Annotated in this window: 18 protein-coding genes; 10 read left to right on the top strand and 8 right to left on the bottom strand. The window is 68.1% G+C overall.

What is annotated here, in order from left to right; genetic code table 11:
* Positions 1–5 precede the first annotated feature (5 nt).
* From AB7E03_RS17860 to AB7E03_RS17830, 7 genes are all read right to left on the bottom strand, one after another.
* Positions 6–425 (bottom strand): cytidine deaminase, encoded by a 420-nt coding sequence (locus AB7E03_RS17860; protein WP_489942655.1) that lies wholly within the window; start codon positions 423–425, stop codon positions 6–8.
* Positions 422–1,714 (bottom strand): ABC transporter permease, encoded by a 1,293-nt coding sequence (locus tag AB7E03_RS17855; protein ID WP_489942654.1) that lies wholly within the window; start codon positions 1,712–1,714, stop codon positions 422–424. The genes AB7E03_RS17860 and AB7E03_RS17855 overlap by 4 nt, the downstream gene beginning before the upstream one ends.
* A complete protein-coding gene (locus tag AB7E03_RS17850) occupies positions 1,711–2,997 on the bottom strand; it encodes an ABC transporter permease (protein ID WP_489942653.1) in 1,287 nt (428 codons plus the stop codon). Before AB7E03_RS17850 ends, AB7E03_RS17855 begins: the two co-directional genes overlap by 4 nt.
* Entirely contained in the window at positions 2,994–4,514 is a 1,521-nt protein-coding gene (locus tag AB7E03_RS17845; protein WP_489942652.1) for an ABC transporter ATP-binding protein, read from the bottom strand. Before AB7E03_RS17845 ends, AB7E03_RS17850 begins: the two co-directional genes overlap by 4 nt.
* Positions 4,515–4,727: 213 nt before the next feature.
* Positions 4,728–5,810: a BMP family lipoprotein gene (locus AB7E03_RS17840; RefSeq protein ID WP_441783795.1), complete on the bottom strand. Its 1,083-nt coding sequence runs from the start codon at positions 5,808–5,810 to the stop codon at positions 4,728–4,730.
* Positions 5,811–5,988: 178 nt separating this feature from the next.
* The gene (locus tag AB7E03_RS17835; RefSeq protein ID WP_441783794.1) at positions 5,989–7,116 is read right to left on the bottom strand and encodes a magnesium and cobalt transport protein CorA; all 1,128 of its coding nucleotides are present in this window, start codon (positions 7,114–7,116) and stop codon (positions 5,989–5,991) included.
* Positions 7,117–7,181: 65 nt separating this feature from the next.
* The gene (locus AB7E03_RS17830) at positions 7,182–8,360 is read right to left on the bottom strand and encodes a glycosyltransferase family 4 protein (RefSeq protein WP_489942651.1); all 1,179 of its coding nucleotides are present in this window, start codon (positions 8,358–8,360) and stop codon (positions 7,182–7,184) included.
* Positions 8,361–8,434: 74 nt separating this feature from the next.
* Between AB7E03_RS17830 and AB7E03_RS17825 the strand changes: the two genes are divergently transcribed.
* On the top strand, positions 8,435–9,574 hold the full coding sequence (locus AB7E03_RS17825; RefSeq protein ID WP_489942650.1) for a mannose-1-phosphate guanylyltransferase: 1,140 nt from the start codon (positions 8,435–8,437) through the stop codon (positions 9,572–9,574).
* Between the two features lie 15 nt (positions 9,575–9,589).
* On the opposite strand, the gene AB7E03_RS17820 is transcribed toward AB7E03_RS17825, so the two are convergent.
* A complete protein-coding gene (locus AB7E03_RS17820; protein ID WP_489942649.1) occupies positions 9,590–9,814 on the bottom strand; it encodes a hypothetical protein in 225 nt (74 codons plus the stop codon).
* Positions 9,815–10,003: 189 nt separating this feature from the next.
* On the opposite strand from AB7E03_RS17820, the gene sdhC reads away from it, so the two are divergent.
* The 9 genes from sdhC (at position 10,004) to AB7E03_RS17775 (ending at position 18,013) form a co-directional block, all read left to right on the top strand.
* Positions 10,004–10,396, top strand: coding sequence for a succinate dehydrogenase, cytochrome b556 subunit (gene sdhC / locus AB7E03_RS17815; protein WP_441784020.1), 393 nt, complete (start codon positions 10,004–10,006; stop codon positions 10,394–10,396).
* A 1-nt stretch (position 10,397) separates the two neighbouring features.
* The gene (locus tag AB7E03_RS17810; RefSeq protein WP_441783790.1) at positions 10,398–10,841 is read left to right on the top strand and encodes a succinate dehydrogenase hydrophobic membrane anchor subunit; all 444 of its coding nucleotides are present in this window, start codon (positions 10,398–10,400) and stop codon (positions 10,839–10,841) included.
* A 45-nt stretch (positions 10,842–10,886) separates the two neighbouring features.
* Positions 10,887–12,689, top strand: coding sequence for a succinate dehydrogenase flavoprotein subunit (gene sdhA / locus AB7E03_RS17805; RefSeq protein WP_441783789.1), 1,803 nt, complete (start codon positions 10,887–10,889; stop codon positions 12,687–12,689).
* Positions 12,689–13,450 (top strand): succinate dehydrogenase iron-sulfur subunit, encoded by a 762-nt coding sequence (locus AB7E03_RS17800; RefSeq protein WP_391507000.1) that lies wholly within the window; start codon positions 12,689–12,691, stop codon positions 13,448–13,450. Before sdhA ends, AB7E03_RS17800 begins: the two co-directional genes overlap by 1 nt.
* 94 nt (positions 13,451–13,544) lie before the next feature.
* Positions 13,545–14,786: a YihY/virulence factor BrkB family protein gene (locus AB7E03_RS17795; protein ID WP_489942648.1), complete on the top strand. Its 1,242-nt coding sequence runs from the start codon at positions 13,545–13,547 to the stop codon at positions 14,784–14,786.
* Positions 14,787–14,795: 9 nt separating this feature from the next.
* Positions 14,796–15,632, top strand: coding sequence for an exodeoxyribonuclease III (locus AB7E03_RS17790; protein ID WP_489942647.1), 837 nt, complete (start codon positions 14,796–14,798; stop codon positions 15,630–15,632).
* A 43-nt stretch (positions 15,633–15,675) separates the two neighbouring features.
* Positions 15,676–16,686: a tryptophan--tRNA ligase gene (trpS, locus tag AB7E03_RS17785; RefSeq protein ID WP_489942646.1), complete on the top strand. Its 1,011-nt coding sequence runs from the start codon at positions 15,676–15,678 to the stop codon at positions 16,684–16,686.
* Complete coding sequence (locus tag AB7E03_RS17780) at positions 16,686–17,279, top strand: GNAT family N-acetyltransferase (protein ID WP_489942645.1); 594 nt, start codon at positions 16,686–16,688, stop codon at positions 17,277–17,279. The genes trpS and AB7E03_RS17780 overlap by 1 nt, the downstream gene beginning before the upstream one ends.
* Positions 17,276–18,013 carry an HAD family hydrolase gene (locus AB7E03_RS17775; protein WP_489942644.1) on the top strand — a complete coding sequence of 246 codons (738 nt, stop codon included), beginning with the start codon at positions 17,276–17,278 and terminating at the stop codon, positions 18,011–18,013. The genes AB7E03_RS17780 and AB7E03_RS17775 overlap by 4 nt, the downstream gene beginning before the upstream one ends.
* Positions 18,014–18,039: the final 26 nt, after the last annotated feature.

Here is an 18,039-nt window from a genome sequence, read left to right as displayed (position 1 = left end):
CCTGTTCAGTCGTTGTCGTGCTCGGCCGCGTAGGCGGCGAGCTGGCGCGGCCCGAAGGCATCGGGCAGCACCTGGTCGATCGTGCGGATCCCGGAGACGGTCTCCAGCAGCATCCCCTCGGCCGAGTGCTCGTAGAGCAGCTGGCGGCAGCGGCCGCAGGGCATCAGGATGTCGCCGTCGCCGTTCACACAGGTGAAGGCCACGAGATGGCCGCCACCGGTCATCGCCAGCGACGAGACCAGCCCGCATTCGGCGCACAGCGTCACCCCGTAGCTGGCGTTCTCGACGTTGCAGCCGCTGACGATCCGGCCGTCGTCCACGAGCGCCGCGGCGCCGACGGGGAACTTCGAGTACGGCACGTACGCGTACGTCATGGCCTCGGTCGCGGCCTCGCGCAGCGCCTCCCAGTCGATCGCCTCGCTCATGACTTGATGTAGGGCTTGCCGTCGGCGGCGGGCGCGCGGGACAGGCCCACGAGTCCGGCCACCGCGAAGATGGTCACGATGTACGGCAGCATCAGCATGAACTCGCTCGGCACGGGCGAGCCGATGATGCTGAGCACGTTCTGCAGGTTCGTCGCGAAACCGAACAGGAGCGCAGCGAGCGTGGCGCGGATCGGGTCCCAGCGGCCGAAGATGACGGCCGCCAGGGCGATGAAGCCCTGACCGGCGGTCATCTCCTTGGAGAACGCGCCGACCGAGCCGAGCGTGTAGTACGCGCCACCGAGGCCGGCGATCGCGCCGGCGAGCGACACGTTCCAGAACCGCGTGCGGTTGACGTTGATGCCGACGGTGTCCGCGGCCTCCGGGTGCTCGCCGACCGACCGCAGGCGCAGGCCCCAGCGGGTCTTGAACAGGCCGAACCAGACCAGGAACACCGCGATGTACATCAGGTACTCGATGATCGACTGGTCGAACAGCACCTTGCCGATGACGGGAATCTCGCTGAGCACCGGGATGGGCCAGTTCGGCAGTCGCGGCGGGTGGTTCAGCAGCTGCGGGTTGCCGGCGAGCACCTTCGAGTAGAGGAAGCTCGTGAGCCCGATCACCAGCACGTTGAGCACGACGCCGACGATCACCTGGTCGACCAGGTACTTGATCCCGAACGCGGCCAGCAGGAACGAGACGAGAACGCCCGCGATCATCGCGGCGACCAGTCCGACCACCCAGCTGCCGGTGAGCGTCGCGGTCATCGCCGAGACGAACGCGCCGGCGAGGAGCTGGCCCTCGATCGCCACGTTGACGACACCGCCACGCTCGGAGACGACGCCTCCGAGCGCGCCGAACACGAGGGGCACCGCGAGGGAGATCGTGCCGAGCAGGAGGCCCGTCACCGGCACCGGGTACGGGCTGCCGGAGTCGGCCCAGGCGAGGAAGGCGATCATGAAGAGGAGCGAGAAGACGATGACCAGCCAGATCGGCGTCTTCCGAGCACGGTACGACAGGTACGCGCTCCACGCCGTAATGGCCAGAAGCAGGATGGTGACCAGGGTGGTCGTCACGAAGGTGTCCACAGTGACCGTGGGCAGCTTGATCGCATCCGAGTTCTCCGAGAACCGGAAGGTGCTCTCACCGTGACGGCCGAAACCGAAGAACAGGATCAGGCTGATCAGGACGAAGACGCCGAAGGCGATCGGGGCCTTCCAGGACCGGATCTCCGCCTTCTCGAGAACGATCGGCGAGGAGTCGGGAACGACGGGGGCGGTGGTGCTCACTTGGCCTCCACCTCCTTCGTGACGATGGGACGCGGTCTCCGGGGCGAACTCCCGGGCGCCGGCAGCCGGAAGATCGCCCGGACGAGCGGCGGGGCCGCGACGAAGAGGACGATCAGCGACTGCAGGATGAGGACGATGTCGATCGGGATGTCGTTGGCAGCCTGGATGGTGTACCCACCGGCCTTGAGAGCGCCGAACAGGAGGCCCGCGACGAACACGCCGCCCGGCCGGGAGCGACCGAGCAGGGCGACGGTGATGGCGTCGAAGCCGAGGCCCGCATCCACCCCTGAGCTGATGCCCTGCGGGAATACGCCCAGCGCCTGGCTCGCACCGGTGATGCCGATCAGGCCACCGGCGATCAGCATCGCGTAGACGTACATGTTCTTCACGTTGATGCCGGCGACGCGGGCGGCGTTCGGGTTCTCGCCGACGGCGCGGAAGCGGAAGCCGAGGCTCGACCGGTTGATCAGCCACCAGACGAAGACGGTCGCGGCGATGACGAGGACGAACGCCCAGGTCAGGTTGTACTGCTCGCCGAACAGCGGCGGGAAGACGGCGTTGGGGTGGATCGCGGGCGCCTTCGGGTTGTTCGACCCCGGCGCCTGCAGCAGCCCCTTCGTACGGAGCATGTACGAGATCAGGTAGAACGCGATGTAGTTGAGCATGATCGTCACGATCACCTCGTGCGCACCGGTCCGTGCCTTCAGTAGGCCGACGATGCCGGCCCAGACCGCTCCGCCGACGATGCCCGCGATCACCGCGAGCACCAGGTGGAGGACGGGCGGCAGGTCGAACGAGAATCCGACCCAGGCCGCGGCCGCGGCGGCGATGAGGATCTGTCCCTGACCACCGATGTTGAACAGGCCCACGCGGAAGGCCAGCGCGACACCGAGACCGCTGACGATCAGCGGTGTCGCGAAGGCGAGCGTCTCGGTCAGCGGGCGGATGCCGGCGGAGAACGTCGGCCGGCGGAAGTTGTAGATCGCGCCCTGGAACATGGAGACGTAGGCGTTCGACACCGACGACCAGATGGCCGAGAACGTGTCACCCGGGCGGGCGAAGAAGTACCCGGCCGTGCGCTGGACCTCGGGGTCCGTCACCGCGATGAGGACGGCTCCGACGATCAGCGCCAGCACGACGGCGAGAATGGAGATGACCACCGGGCCGCTCATGATCTCGCGGACCGCCTGGTTCCAGCGCGAGGGCTCCTCGTCGTGCCCCGGTGCGGGCGCCGGCTTTCCCGGCTCGACGGGCTGGGCCGGCGCCGTGTCGGTCCCGGTCATGCTGCTGCTCCTGCCTGCTCCGGCGACTCGCCGGCCATCATGAGGCCGAGGACGTCACGCGACGTGTTCCCCGGCACGATTCCTACGATTCCACCGCGGTACATCACGGCTATGCGGTCTGCGAGCGCGGCCACCTCATCCAGCTCGGTCGAGACGACGATGACGGGCACGCCGGAGTCGCGCGTCTCGACGATGCGCTTGTGGACGAACTCGATCGAGCCGACGTCGAGGCCGCGGGTCGGCTGCGCCGCCACGAACAGGCGCAGCTCGCGGCTCAGCTCGCGCGCGAGCACGACCTTCTGCGCGTTGCCGCCCGAGAGACGACCGACCTTGGTGTCGATGGATTGGGTGCGCACGTCGAACTCGCGCACCTTCTCGGTGGCGAAGTCCTTCAAATACGAGAACTGGATGTTGCCGTTCTTCACGAACGGGTCGCCCGTCGAGCGGTCGAGCATCAGGTTCTCCTGGATGCTGAACTCGCCGACCAGGCCGTCCTCGTTGCGGTCCTCCGGGATGAACCCGACGCCTTCGTCGAGCACCCTGCGGACGCTGTGACCCTGGATGGGCCTGCCCTCGAGCAGGATCTCGCCCTGGACCCGCGGCTGGAGCCCGATGATCGCCTCTGTCAGCTCGGTCTGGCCGTTGCCCTGCACGCCCGCGATGGCGAGGATCTCCCCCGCGCGCACTTCGAAGCTGACGTTGTTGACGACGATCTGCCCGATGGCGTCGATGACCGACAGGTCTTTCACGACGAGTGCTGGCGCACCCGGCGTCGCCGCCTGCTTCTCGACCGTCAGCGACACCGCACGGCCGACCATCATCGAGGCGAGCTCGACGTTGGTCGCGGTGGGCTCGGCCTCGCCGATGACCTTGCCGAGGCGGATGACCGTGATGCGGTCGGCCACCTCGCGCACCTCGCGCAGCTTGTGCGTGATGAAGATGATCGCGGTGCCCTGCTCCTTGAGCTGGCGCATGATCGCCATCAGCTCATCGGTCTCCTGCGGGGTGAGCACCGCAGTCGGCTCGTCGAAGACGAGCACCTTGGCGTTCTGCGACAGCGCCTTGATGATCTCCACGCGCTGCTGCACACCGACCGGCAGGTCTTCGACCAGTGCATCCGGGTCGACGTCGAAGCCGAAGCGTGCGGAGATCTCGCGGACCTGCGCGCGGGCGGCGTTCAGGTCGAGGCGCCCGCCGAACTTCGTCTGCTCGTGGCCGAGCATGACGTTCTCGGCGACGGTGAAGACGGGGATCAGCATGAAGTGCTGGTGCACCATCCCGATGCCGGCCTTCATGGCGTCACCGGGGCCTGAGAAGCGCTGGACGACGTCGTCGAGCAGGATCTCGCCCTCGTCGGCCTGGTAGAAGCCGTAGAGCACGTTCATCAGCGTGGACTTGCCTGCGCCGTTCTCGCCGAGCAGACAGTGGATCTCGCCGGGTTCGACCGTGAGATCGATGTGGTCGTTGGCGACCAGGGCACCGAACCGCTTGGTGATGCCGCGGAGTTCGAGCTTCATTCGGGTGGGCTTCCTTCTCTACTCGCCCGTGGTGAGCACAGGGTCTGCTTCACGGAGAGGGCGCGCGGGTCGGCTCGTGGCCACGATGCGCACCATCACATTACCTTTTTGCGCATTTGTCAGTGTGTGCATAAACGAGCACGAGGCGCTGGGGGAACGGAACAGGGAGGCCAGCCGTGGCTGACCTCCCCGTCGGATCGTTCTCGTCGCTGGTTACTGCTTGGGCGACGAGGGCGAGGTGACCTTGATCGAGCCGTCGATGATGCCGGCCTTGATCTTGTCCAGCTCGCCCTTCAGGCCCGCGTCGACCTTCGACTCGAAGTCGTGGAACGGTGCGAGGCCCACGCCGTCGTTCTTCAGCGTGCCCACGTACGGGGTGCTGTCGAACTTGCCCTTGGCCGCCTGCGTGACGACATCGTTCGTCGCCGGCTTCATGCCCTTCATGACCGAGGTGAGGAGCAGGTCCTTCACGGTCGGGTCGGACTGGAAGACGTCGGCGTCGACACCGATCATCGCGATCGGCTTGCCCGAGTCCTTGATCGCCTGAGCGGCCGACTGGTAGATCGGACCGCCGACCGGCATGATCACGTCGGCGTTCTGGTCGATGATGCCCTGAGCGGTGTTCTTCGCCGTCTCGTTGGCGTCGAACCCACCGGTGAAGGAGCCGTTCTGCTTGTCGACGTCCCAGCCGACGACCTTGACCGACTTGCCCTTCTGGTCGTTGAAGTACTTCACGCCATCGGCGAAGCCGTCCATGAAGATGGTGACCGTCGGGATCTGCATGCCGCCGAAGGTGCCGACGATGCCGGTCTTCGAGTAGCTCGCGGCGCTGTAGCCGGCGAGGAACGCGGCCTGGGCCGTGTCGAAGATGATCGGCTTGACGTTCTTCGCCTGGATCTCGTTGTCGTCGATGATGGCGAAGTTGACGTCCGGGTTCGCCTTCGCGGCCTTCTCCGTCGCGTCCTTGAGAAGGAAGCCGACCGTCACGATGAGGTTGCAGTTCGCGTTGACCATGCTGTCGATGTTCGGAGCGAAGTCGTTCTCGCTCTTCGACTCGGCCTGCTTGTACTTCACGTCGAGCGACTTGGCGGCCTGCTGCAGCCCCTCGTAGCCGAGCTGGTTGAACGAGTGATCGTCGAATCCACCGGAGTCGGAGACCATGCAGGGGGTGAAGTCGCTCTTCGCGGCTCCTCCGGACGAGCTGTCCGACGGGGCAGCCGAGCACGCAGCGAGCAGCGACATGACGCCGATCGCCGCCAGGCCGACGAGGCCGGCCTTACGGGCTGTGATTGTCAAGGTTGTTCCTCCAAGATGCGTTGCCTCCGCGGGTAATCGGGGCAATCTGCGGTTCACGTTACCGAATGTGACGAACCACGCCGTTCGAAAATCCGGCTTCTTCATGCAAGCGTTACAAACGCTCACCCGAATGGCACGTGCTCATTCGAGCAGTGCGTACCCCGTTCGGGAGGGGGCGTCAGAGCCAGCCGCGCCGCTTGAAGATCGAGTAGAGCAGCCCGCTCAGTCCCACCATCGCCAGAACCGCGAGCGGGTAGCCCAGCGGCCAGCTGAGCTCCGGCATGTGTGTGAAGTTCATCCCGTAAATGCTTGCGATGAGCGTCGGCGCGAACAGGATGGCCGCCCAGGAGGAGATCTTCTTGACCTCCTCGCCCTGACGGTTGCTCGAGTGCGCCAGCCGGGTCATCTCCTCGTTCTGGCGCTCGGACACCAGTGTGGAATTCACGGTCAGGATGTCGCGCAACAGGTAGCGGAACCCGTCCACCCGCTCGTTCACCTGCGTGAGGTGGTCCGCCACGTCGCGCAGGCGGCGTTCGAGCTCCTGCGTCACCCCGTACTTCGCCGACCCGCGTTCCAGCGCCAGCATCACCGCCGAGAGGGGATGCGTCGCGCGCTGGAAGTCGATGACCTCGCGCGACAGCTCGTATATACGGCGGGAGACGAGCGCGTCGCCGCCGAATACCTGCGTCTCGATCTCGTCGATGTCGTTCGCAAGGCCCGCGACGACGGGGCTGTACGCATCCACCACCGCGTCGATGATCGCGTAGAGGATCGCCTGCGGGCCGAGGGCGAGCAGCTCGGGCTCCCCTTCCATCCGCTGGCGAACGTGCGACAGGTCGGGCGATTCGCTGTGGCGGACCGTGATGACGAAGTTGCGGCCGACGAAGAGGTGCAGTTCGCCGAAGTCGACCTCTTCGGGCACGTCGAGGTAGTTGGCGGCCTTCAGCACGACGAAGAGGACCGTGTCGTAGCGCTCGAGCTTCGGCCGCTGGTGGGCGACGATGGCGTCCTCGATCGCGAGGGGGTGGAGGTTGAACTCCTCCGACAGCGACAGCAGCTCCTGCTCGGTCGGCCGGTAGAGGCCGATCCAGGCGACCCCGCCCGGCGTGCGGTCGAGCGCCGCGTAGGTCTCCGCCAGGTTCGTCGGGGAGGCGACCCGCACACCGTCCGCGTAGATGGCGCTGTCGACCATGCTGGCCCGCCTGCCCGCAGCAGGGGCGGGCGTTGCGACCGTGGAGGGAGGCTCGACCCGGCGAGTGCGCGTCACGAAGGGCATCGGGATGCCGCGTCGGTTCATGTTGGCCATCGGTCACCTCCAGGGTTCAGAGGACGGGTGCGAGGAGCAGGACTCCGGTGGCCCGCTGGGGCCACCTAACTGTACGCTCGCGAACCCGCGACCGGCTGGACACCGGGCGCACCGGGCGACCCGGCGTCTGCGACAGCGTTCAGGATGACGCGTTCGTAGTGACGCAGGAGCTCGCCGCAGACGACCTCCCAGCTGCGGCCGAGGACGGCGCGCCGACCCGCCTCGCCCATCCTGCGGCGGAGCGCCCCGTCGCTGACCAGCATCGACACCGCCGCGCGCAGCGACCGGTCGTCGGACGGGCGGATCAGCAGCCCGTCGACACCGTGCTCGACCAGGTCGATCGGGCCGCCTGCGCGGGGCGCGACGACGGGGAGGCCGGAGGCGTGCGCCTCCTGCACGGTCTGCCCGAAGGTCTCCTCCGCGCCCGTGTGGGCGAACACGTCGAAGGCGGCGTACGCGGCGGCGAGCTCCTCGCCGCCGAGCCGCCCGAGCCAGGTCACCGGGATGCCGCGCAGTTCGCGCGCGACCGCGTCGCGTGACGGACCGTCTCCGACGATCGCGAGCGACACTCCCCCGATCCCGCGTAGTGCACGCAGGCGCTCCACCTGCTTCTCGGGCGCGATGCGTCCGACGTAGCCGACGACCGTCTCGCCGTCGGGCGAGAGCCGTTCGCGGAATGCCGCCGCAGCCGGCGTCCTCCTCTTATTGGGGTGGTACCGCTCCAGGTCCACACCGCGTCCCCAGCGGGCCACCCTCGTGACGCCGGCGATTCGCAGGTCGTACTCGCTCGCGGCGGAGGGCGCCAGCGTCAGGTCGGCGCCCTGGTGCACCCAGCGGACGTACTTCCAGGCGATGGCGGAGGTCATCCCGAGGCCGTTGCGGCGGGCAAAGCCCGCCACGTCGGTCTGGTAGATCGCGACGGACGGCACACCGAGACGGTTTGCCGCCGCGATCGCCTGCGCTCCGAGGAGGAAGGGGGATGCGGCGTGCAGCACGTCCGGACGAAAGCCGGCGAGGATGCGCTGCACCTGCGGGCTCGGTAGCCCCACCGGGAACTGGCGGTACGCGACCGACGGCACCTGGTGGATGCGGAACCCGGCGTACTCGGCCGGCGCCCCTGCATCCGGGCAGACCACGATCGCCTCGTGCCCTTCGGCCGCCAGCTGGTCGAGCACCCGCAGCACGCTCGTCGTGACCCCGTTGACTGTGGGGAGGAAGCTCTCGCTGACCACCGCGACCCGCATGACCCCACGCTAGGAGCCCCCGGTGTCGTGACCGTGAACAACCGGTGTCCGGGACGGCTCGGTATCCTTTCGGCATGACTCAGAAGCGCAGGATCAGCCAGGGCACGCCCATCGAGCGCTTCTATAGCGTGATCCCGGCCGGCGGCATCGGCTCTCGGCTGTGGCCCCTGTCGCGGGCGGACGCGCCCAAGTTCCTGCACGATCTGACTGGGTCGGGCCAGACGCTGCTGCGCGACACCTGGGACCGGCTGGCCCCGCTCTCGGGCCAACAGCGCATCATGGTCGTCACCGGGCGCGCCCACCGTCTCGCGGTCGAGCAGCAGCTACCTGATCTGACCGACCCGAACGTGGTGCTCGAGTCGGAGCCGCGCGACTCCACCGCGGCCATCGGTCTGGCCGCCGCCATCCTGGAGCGCCGGGAGCCCGGGGTCATCATCGGATCGTTCGCGGCCGACCACGTCATCAACAACCTCCCGCTGTTCCAGTCGGCGGTGCGCGAAGCGGCCGCGGCGGCCGAGGCCGGCTACATCACGACGATCGGCATCCAGCCGACCGAGCCCGCCGTCGGCTTCGGCTACATCCACTTCGGCGACCGCCTCGATGTCGCCGGCGCGCCCAGCGCACTCACTGTCGACTCCTTCAAGGAGAAGCCGGACCTGGCGACGGCCGAGCGGTACGTCGCCGACGGCTCCTACCTCTGGAACGCGAGCATGTTCATCTCCCGCGCCGACCGGCTGCTGGAGGAGATCGGGCGCAACAAGCCGGAGCTGCTGGCGGGTCTCCTGGAGCTCGCGGAGGCCTGGGACGATCCGGCCACCCGCGGGCCGGCCGTCGACCGGATCTGGCCGGGCCTGGAGAAGATCGCGATCGACTACACCGTCGCCGAGCCGGCGGCCGCGGCCGGCCGCCTCGCCGTCATCCCCGGGTACTTCGACTGGGACGACATCGGCGACTTCGCGTCGCTCGCCAAGCTGAACTCCGGCGGCCGCAAGTCGGATCTCGCGATCCTCGGCGAGAACGCCCGGGTGCTCTCGGACGCGTCCACCGGGATCGTGGTCAGCCACAGCAACCGGGTGATCAGCCTCATCGGCGTGAAGGACATCGTCGTCGTCGACACACCGGACGCGCTCCTCGTGACCACGAGCGAGAACGCCCAGCGGGTGAAAGCGGTGGTGGATGCGCTCAAGCTCACCGGCTCCACCGACGTACTCTGAGCCAGTCCGGCCGGGTCACTCCGTGACCGACGGACCGTTCCGGATCTCGGCGACGAGCTCCGCGACCCTCTCGTCGGTGAGCGCGATGCCGACCTGGTCGAGCCGCTCCCTCAGCAGCGGCTCTGGCTCCTCGGAGTCCCGCAGCTGGACGTCCGCCCGCACCTGCTCGACGATGCCGGCGACCTTCGATTCGTCGCTCGCCTCGGTGCTGCCGTGCATGATCGGTTCGTCCTGTGTCATGGGCTGGACGGTACGCCGCGGGCTCGCTGGCGTACAGGGCGGGTTATCTCGACGTCGAGATAACTGAGGCCACCCTAAGAGGCGTTCGCCCCCTCCCCGGCATAGACTTGCGCTGCGCTCACCGCGCCCCGATGAAGCGATTTTGCAACCAGGGAGGGTTGTCCCGTGTCAGACCAAGCGACAGGGACGCTGCAGCCGGCCAAGTCCCGGCCCGGCGGCACTCTGTACCGTGGCCGTGAGGGGATGTGGTCGTGGGTCCTCCACCGCATCACCGGTGTGGCCATCTTCTTCTTCCTTCTCGTCCACATCCTGGACACCTCGCTCATCCGCGTGAGCCCCGAGGCCTACAACGCGGTGATCGGCACCTACAAGAACCCGATCATGGGGCTGGGTGAGATCGCCCTGGTGGCGGCCATCGTCTTCCACGCGTTCAACGGTCTCCGGATCATCGCGATCGACTTCTGGAGCAAGGGCGTCAAGTACCAGAAGGTCATGTTCTGGATCGTCATCGCGCTCTGGGTCATCCTCATGGCCGGCTTCGTTCCGGTGCAGCTGATCCACATCTTCTCGGAGGTGAACTGACGTGACGACCATCGAAGCGCCGCGCACCCCCGCCGCCCGCTCCTCCCGCGGCAAGAACTGGGAGAAGTGGGGCTGGATCTACATGCGGGCCTCGGGCCTGGTGCTCGTGATCCTGATCTTCGGCCACCTGCTCATCAACCTGGTGCTGGGCGAGGGCGTCAAGCAGATCGACTTCGCCTTCGTGGCGGGCAAGTATGCGACGCCGTTCTGGCAGGTCTGGGACCTCCTGATGCTGTGGCTGGCGCTCATCCACGGCGGCAACGGCATGCGCACGCTGATCAACGACTACGCATACAACCGCACGATCAACCGCATCCTGAAGTGGGCTGTGCTCGCCGCGGTCGTCGTGCTGGTCGTGCTCGGCACGCTCGTGATCTTCACCTTCGACCCGTGCCCCGCGGGTGCCGCGGCGTCCGACCTGCCGTCGTTCTGCCCCGCACGCTGACCAGACCGCATCCTGACCCCTGCGACGAATCGACACGGAAACCCTGTGACAACAGAAGCTACTGAATCCACCGTCATCGACGGCGTCCACTATCACGAGTTCGACATCGTCATCGTCGGCGCCGGCGGCGCCGGCATGCGCGCGGCGATCGAAGCGGGGCCGCACGCCCGCACCGCCGTGATCTCGAAGCTCTACCCCACGCGCTCCCACACCGGAGCGGCGCAGGGCGGCATGGCCGCTGCGCTCGCCAACGTGGAGGAGGACAGCTGGGAGTGGCACACCTTCGACACAGTCAAGGGCGGCGACTACCTCGTCGACCAGGACGCGGCCGAGATCCTCGCCAAGGAGGCCATCGACGCGGTCATCGACCTCGAGAACATGGGCCTGCCGTTCAACCGCACGCCCGAGGGCAAGATCGACCAGCGCCGGTTCGGCGGCCACACCCGCGACCACGGCAAGGCGCCGGTCCGCCGCGCCTGTTACGCCGCCGACCGCACCGGCCACATGATCCTGCAGACGCTGTTCCAGAACTGCGTCCGCCTCGGCATCAACTTCTTCAACGAGTTCTACGTACTCGACGTGATCATGACCGACGTGGACGGGGTCCCCCAGCCCGCGGGCGTCGTCGCCTACGAACTCTCCACCGGCGAGCTGCACGTCTTCCACTCGAAGGCGATCATCTTCGCCACCGGCGGCTTCGGCAAGATCTTCAAGACCACCTCCAACGCCCACACCCTCACCGGCGACGGCGTCGGCATCATCTGGCGCAAGGGCCTGCCGCTGGAGGACATGGAGTTCTTCCAGTTCCACCCGACCGGCCTGGCCGGGCTCGGCATCCTGCTCACCGAGGGCGCCCGCGGTGAGGGCGCCATCCTCCGCAACGCGTCCGGCGAGCGGTTCATGGAGCGGTACGCGCCCACCATCAAGGACCTCGCTCCTCGTGACATCGTCGCCCGCTGCATGGTGCAGGAGGTCGCGGAGGGCCGCGGAGCCGGCCCGCACAAGGACTACGTGCTGCTCGACTGCACCCACCTCGGAGCCGAGGTGCTCGAGACGAAGCTCCCTGACATCACGGAGTTCGCGCGCACGTACCTCGGCGTCGACCCGGTCGTCGAGCCGGTCCCGGTCATGCCGACCGCGCACTACGCGATGGGCGGCATCCCCACCAACACGGCCGCCGAGGTGCTGCGCGACAACACCACAGTCGTCCCCGGCCTCTACGCCGCCGGCGAGTGCGCCTGCGTCTCGGTGCACGGCTCCAACCGCCTCGGCACCAACTCCCTGCTCGACATCAACGTCTTCGGCAAGCGCGCGGGCAACAACGCGGTGGAGTACGTCAAGACCGCCGAGTTCGTCCCGCTGCCGGAAGACCCCGCGGGCGCTGTGCGCGGCCTGATCGGCGAGCTGCGCTCCTCGACCGGCACCGAGCGCATCGCAGCGATCCGCAAGGAGCTGCAGGACGAGATGGACCGGAACGCACAGGTGTTCCGCACCGACGAGTCCCTCGCCCAGGTGACCGAGACCATCCACCAGCTGCGCGACCGCTACCGCAACGTGCAGGTGCAGGACAAGGGCAAGCGCTACAACACCGACCTGCTGGAGGCCGTCGAGCTCGGCTTCCTGCTCGACCTCGCCGAGGTCGTCGTCTACTCCGCGCGCAACCGCAAGGAGTCGCGCGGCGGGCACATGCGCGACGACTTCCCGAAGCGCGACGACGAGAACTACATGAAGCACACCATGGCCTACCTCACCGGCGACCCCCACTCGTCCGACGCGGCAGACCACATCACGCTCGATTGGAAGCCGGTCGTCGTGACCCGCTACCAGCCGATGGAGAGGAAGTACTGATGTCGAACGCCGTGCTCGAGACTCCCCCTGCCCCTGAGGCCCCGGTCGAGTCGTTCACCGTCACGCTGATCATCCGCCGGTTCGACCCGGATGTGGACACCGAGCCGCGCTGGCAGGACTTCGACGTCGAGCTGTACCCGACGGACCGCATCCTCGACGCCCTGCACAAGATCAAGTGGGAGCAGGACGGCTCGCTGACCTTCCGGCGCTCCTGCGCCCACGGCATCTGCGGCTCCGACGCCATGCGCATCAACGGCCGCAACCGGCTCGCCTGCAAGACGCTGATCAAGGACCTCGACATCTCGAAGCCCATCTACGTCGAGGCGATCAAGGGCCTGCCGCTGGAGAAGGACCTCATCGTCGACATGGAGCCCTTCTTCGAGAGCTACCGCGAGGTGCAGCCGTTCCTCGTCGCGAACTCGAAGCCCGAGAAGGGCAAGGAGCGCGTCCAGTCGGTCGCCGACCGCGCCCGCTTCGACGACACCACCAAGTGCATCCTGTGCGCCGCGTGCACGTCGTCCTGCCCCGTGTTCTGGACGGACGGCCAGTACTTCGGCCCGGCCGCCATCGTCAACGCGCACCGGTTCATCTTCGACTCGCGCGACGACAACTCACAGGTGCGGCTCGACATCCTGAACGACAAGGAGGGCGTGTGGCGCTGCCGCACGACCTTCAACTGCACCGACGCGTGCCCCCGCGGCATCCAGGTGACCCAGGCGATCGCCGAAGTGAAGCAGGCGATCATGCGCGGCAAGCGCTGATCGGCCGCTGCCTTCTGGGAACGGCCCGTCCTGCATCGCAGGGCGGGCCGTTCCTGCATCTCCGACCGCCGTGCCCGGTCGCTATCCTGACGGCGTGGCCAAGAAGACCAAGGGCGCCTCGCTCCAGCCGGATCCCGCGCTGCAACGCGCCGAGGGCTCGGTGGAGCCCGAGCCGGAGGAGTCGCTGAAGGAACGGCTGCTCGAGCGCGCTGATCCGCTCCGACGGCGGTTGCGCAAGCCGGTCGCACGGGTCTCCCGGTGGGCGAAGTGGGTGCAGTCGTTGCGGCCCTATCGCGTCTACATCAACTTCTCGCACTCCGACGGCAACCTCCGCGCCGCCGGGATGGGGTACCAGTCGCTCTTCGCGGTGTTCGCCGCGATCTGGGTCGGGTTCTCGATCTCGAGCTACTGGCTCGCCGGCAACGACAAGCTGTTCGACGCGCTGGTGACCCTGCTGAACCGCGCCGTACCCGGCCTGATCGCGACCTCGACGTCGCCGGGCATCATCCCCGAGTCGCAGTTGCAGGGCGCGACGTCGTTCGGGTGGACGGGCGTCATCGCGGCCATCGGCCTGATCTGGACTGCGATCGGCTGGCTCTACTACACCCGCCAGGCGGTGCGCGCTGTGTTCGGGCTCAGCCGCGACACGACCAACTACGTCCTCCAGAAGATCCGCGACTTCGGTCTGGCGGTCGTCTTCGGCGTGCTGTTCGTCATGTCGGCGGTCATCAGCATCCTCAGCACCCAGACGCTCACCCTGCTGCTGGAGTTCGCGGGGTTGAGCTCCGAGTCGTTCTGGACGAACGCCGCTGCGCGATTCTCCGGCCTGGTCGTCTCGGTCGTCCTCAACATCGTCACGCTCGGCGCGATGTTCCGCATCATGTCGCGGGTCGCCATCCCCTGGCGCAACCTGTTCTTCGGGGTACTGCTGGGCGCGCTCGTCCTCGCCGGGCTCAGCGCTCTCGGCGGACTGCTGTTCGGCGCCGCCTCCACCAGGAATCCGCTGCTGGCGACCTTCACCGTCTTCATCGGGCTGCTGCTCTGGTTCAACCTGATCTCGCGGGTGATCCTGCTCTCCGCATCCTGGATCGCGGTGGGGATGTTCGATCGGGGGATCTCTCCGCGCGCAGTGACCCGGGAGCAGGCGGCGGCCGAGCAGGCCGCGGCGGAGTACGAGGCGCGGGTGCTGGTGTCGCGCTCCGAGCTGCTGCACGCCCAGCAGGAACTCGACGAGGCGCGGTGGTTCGGGCGCATCCCGGCGCAGCGCCGTGCGGCCCGTGCGGAGCAGCGCCTCAACGACCTGCTCGACGAGGGCGCTGTCGGAAGCCCCCGGTAGGCTGGAGGCATGCCCTCGAGTCGCTTGCGCATCGCCACGATCAACGCCAACGGCATCCGCGCCGCCTTCCGCAAGGGCATGGGCTCCTGGCTCGAGGGGCGCGACGTCGACATCCTCGCGATCCAGGAAGTGCGCGCCTCCTCCGAAGACCTGCAGGCGCTGCTGGGCGACGAGTGGGACATCGTGCACGACCCCGCGACGGCCAAGGGCCGGGCGGGCGTCGCGATCGCCAGTCGCCACAGGGCATCCATCCACCGAGTGGAGCTGGGGCCGTCCGAGTTCGACAGCGCCGGCCGCTGGCTCGAAGCCGACTACGAGGTCGACGGAACCGTGATCACGGTCGTCAGCGCGTACGTCCACTCGGGTGAGGCGGGCACTGAGAAGCAGACCGAGAAGTACCGCTTCCTCGACGCCATGGAGGAGCGGCTTCCGGAGCTCCAGAAGCACAACGAGCTCGCCGTGGTGATGGGCGACCTGAATGTCGGGCACCGCACGCTCGACATCCGCAACTGGAAGGGCAACGTCAAGCGCGCGGGCTTCCTCCCGGAGGAGCGCGCGTACTTCGACCGCATCCTCGGTGCGGAGGACGACCCGGCGTACAACAGCGGAGCGGGGCTCGGCTGGGTGGATGTCGTGCGCAAGCACGCGGGCGAGGTCGACGGCCCGTACACCTGGTGGTCGTGGCGCGGTCAGGCGTTCGACAACGACACCGGCTGGCGCATCGACTACCAGCTCGCCAGCCCCGCGCTCGCGGAGCGCGTCACCGGCTACGCGGTCGACCGCGCGGCGGCCTACGACGAGCGATGGTCGGACCACACGCCTGTGGTCGTCGACTACGCACTCTGACGGCCCTCCGCTCCCGCCTCCCACAGATTTCGAAAGCAGAACCATGACTGAACTCCCTCGCCTCTACTCCGGCATGCAGCCGTCGGCCGTCTCGCTGCACCTCGGCAACTACATCGGTGCTCTCCTGCAGTGGAAAGAGCTGCAGAGCACCCACGACGCCTTCTTCTCGGTCGTCGACCTGCACGCCATCACGGTCGCGCAGGATCCCGCCGAGCTGCGCGAGAAGACCCGCCGCACCGCCGCCCAGTACATCGCGGCGGGGATCGACCCGTCCGCGTCGACGCTGTACGTGCAGTCGCACGTGCCCGCCCACGCGCAGCTGGCCTGGGTGCTGAACACCATCACCGGGTTCGGCGAGGCATCGCGCATGACGCAGTTCAAGGACAAGTCGCAGAAGCAGGGCGCCGACGCGACCTCGGTCGGGCTGTTCGCGTATCCGGTGCTGATGGCCGCGGACATCCTGCTCTACGACACCGAGATCGTGCCCGTCGGCGACGACCAGCGCCAGCACGTCGAGCTCACGCGCGACCTCGCCGAACGATTCAACAGCCGCTTCGGCCAGACCTTCGTCGTCCCGCAGGCGATGATCCTCAAGGACAGCGCGCGCATCTACGACCTGCAGAATCCCGAGTCGAAGATGTCGAAGTCGGCCGAGTCCGGAGCCGGCATCGTGTGGCTTCTCGACGAGCCTGACGTCACGCGCAAGAAGATCATGCGCGCGGTCACGGACACCGACGGCGTAGTGTCGTTCGACCGTGCGGGCAAGCCCGGCATCTCCAACCTGCTGAGCATCTTCTCTGCGCTGACCGGCCGCTCCATCGAGTCGCTCGAGCTGGAGTTCGAGGGCAAGGGCTACGGCGACTTCAAGAAGGGCCTCGTGGAGGTGGTGGTCGAGGAGTTCGCGCCCATCCGGCAGCGTGCGCTCGATCTGCTCGCCGACCCAGCGGAGCTCGACCGCATCCTCGCCGTCAACGCCGACCGGGCGAGCGAGGTAGCGGAAGCCACCCTGGCGAAGGCGTACGAGCGGGTCGGCCTGCTCCGACGGGCCCGCTGATGCCCGCCCCGGTCGTGCTCTCCGGCGAACGGGTCACGCTGAGCACGCCGACGCAGCGCGACGTGGACCGGATCGCCGAGTTGTGCGCCGACGCCGCGGTCGCGCGGTGGACGACCGTGCCCTCGCCGTACCGCCGCGAGAACGCCGTGGGCTTCGTCCGCACGATGGTTCCGGACGGGTGGGCCAGCGGGCGCGAGTGCACGTGGGCGATCCGGACAGAGCATGTGCTGGTCGGCATGATCAGCATCGGCGACATCCACGATCACCAAGGCGAGATCGGATTCTGGCTGGGGGCGGAAGCCCGCGGCCAGGGCGTGATGTCGGAGGCGGCCCGGCTCGTGATCGAGCACGGGTTCGCGCCGGCTCCCGACGGGTTGGCCCTCCAGCGCATGGTGTGGCGGGCACTCGCGGGTAACGCGGCCAGCGCCGCCGTCGCCCGCCGCGCCGGGTTCCGCTGGGAGGGCGTCGTACCGCTCGGCGCCGAGCAGCGCGGCGAGCGGTTCGACGAGTGGCGCGGAGTCCTGCACCGCAACGATCCGCGGGAGCCCGCGAGCGGCTGGCCCGACGTCTCGTTCGTGCAGGCCGCAGTATGACGCCACCGCGCGTCGTGCTGTTCGACCTCGACGACACGCTGTTCGCCCACAGGGCGGCCGTCGAGTCCGGCATTCTGCGTTATGCCGAGACCCTCGGCGCGCCGTACGGCGCCTCAGAAGCCGACGAGCTGGTCACGGTCTGGCACGACCTCGAAGAGGAGCACTACCACTCCTATCTCGCCGGCCGGCTCGATTTCGAGGGTCAGCGCCGGGCGCGCGCCCGCGACTTCGCGGCGCGGCACGGCGTCGCGTTGAGCGACGACGAGGCGAGCGCCTGGTTCGCCGACTACTTCGAGCACTACGTCGCCGCATGGTCGCTGCACGACGACGCGGTGCCGGCGCTCGACGCGCTGGAGGCGACCATCCCGGGCGTCCGCTTCGGCCTCATCACGAACGGCGACCTGGCGTTTCAGCGCCGAAAGGTGGAGGCGGTCGGGCTGGATGCGCGCATGGAGCACCTGATCGCGTCCGGCGAAGTGGGCGTGGCCAAGCCCGACGCCGCGATCTTCCGCGTCGCATGCGAAACCTTCGGCGTGCGCCCGGACCAGGCCGCCTACGTCGGAGACCGCTTGCGGACGGACGCCATCGGCGCCGCCCGCGCGGGTCTCACCGGCGTCTGGCTGAACCGTCGGAACGCCGTCCCCTCCCCCGACGACGAACTGGACGCCGTCACCTCCCACGTCCACGCCATCCCCACCCTCGCCGACCTCCCGCCGCTACTGACTTCGGGTTGACGCAACACGCCGTCGGCGGCCTTGCC

This window comes from Leifsonia sp. RCC_180 (assembly GCF_058138205.1).
This window is presented reverse-complemented; position numbering and strand designations above follow the sequence as displayed.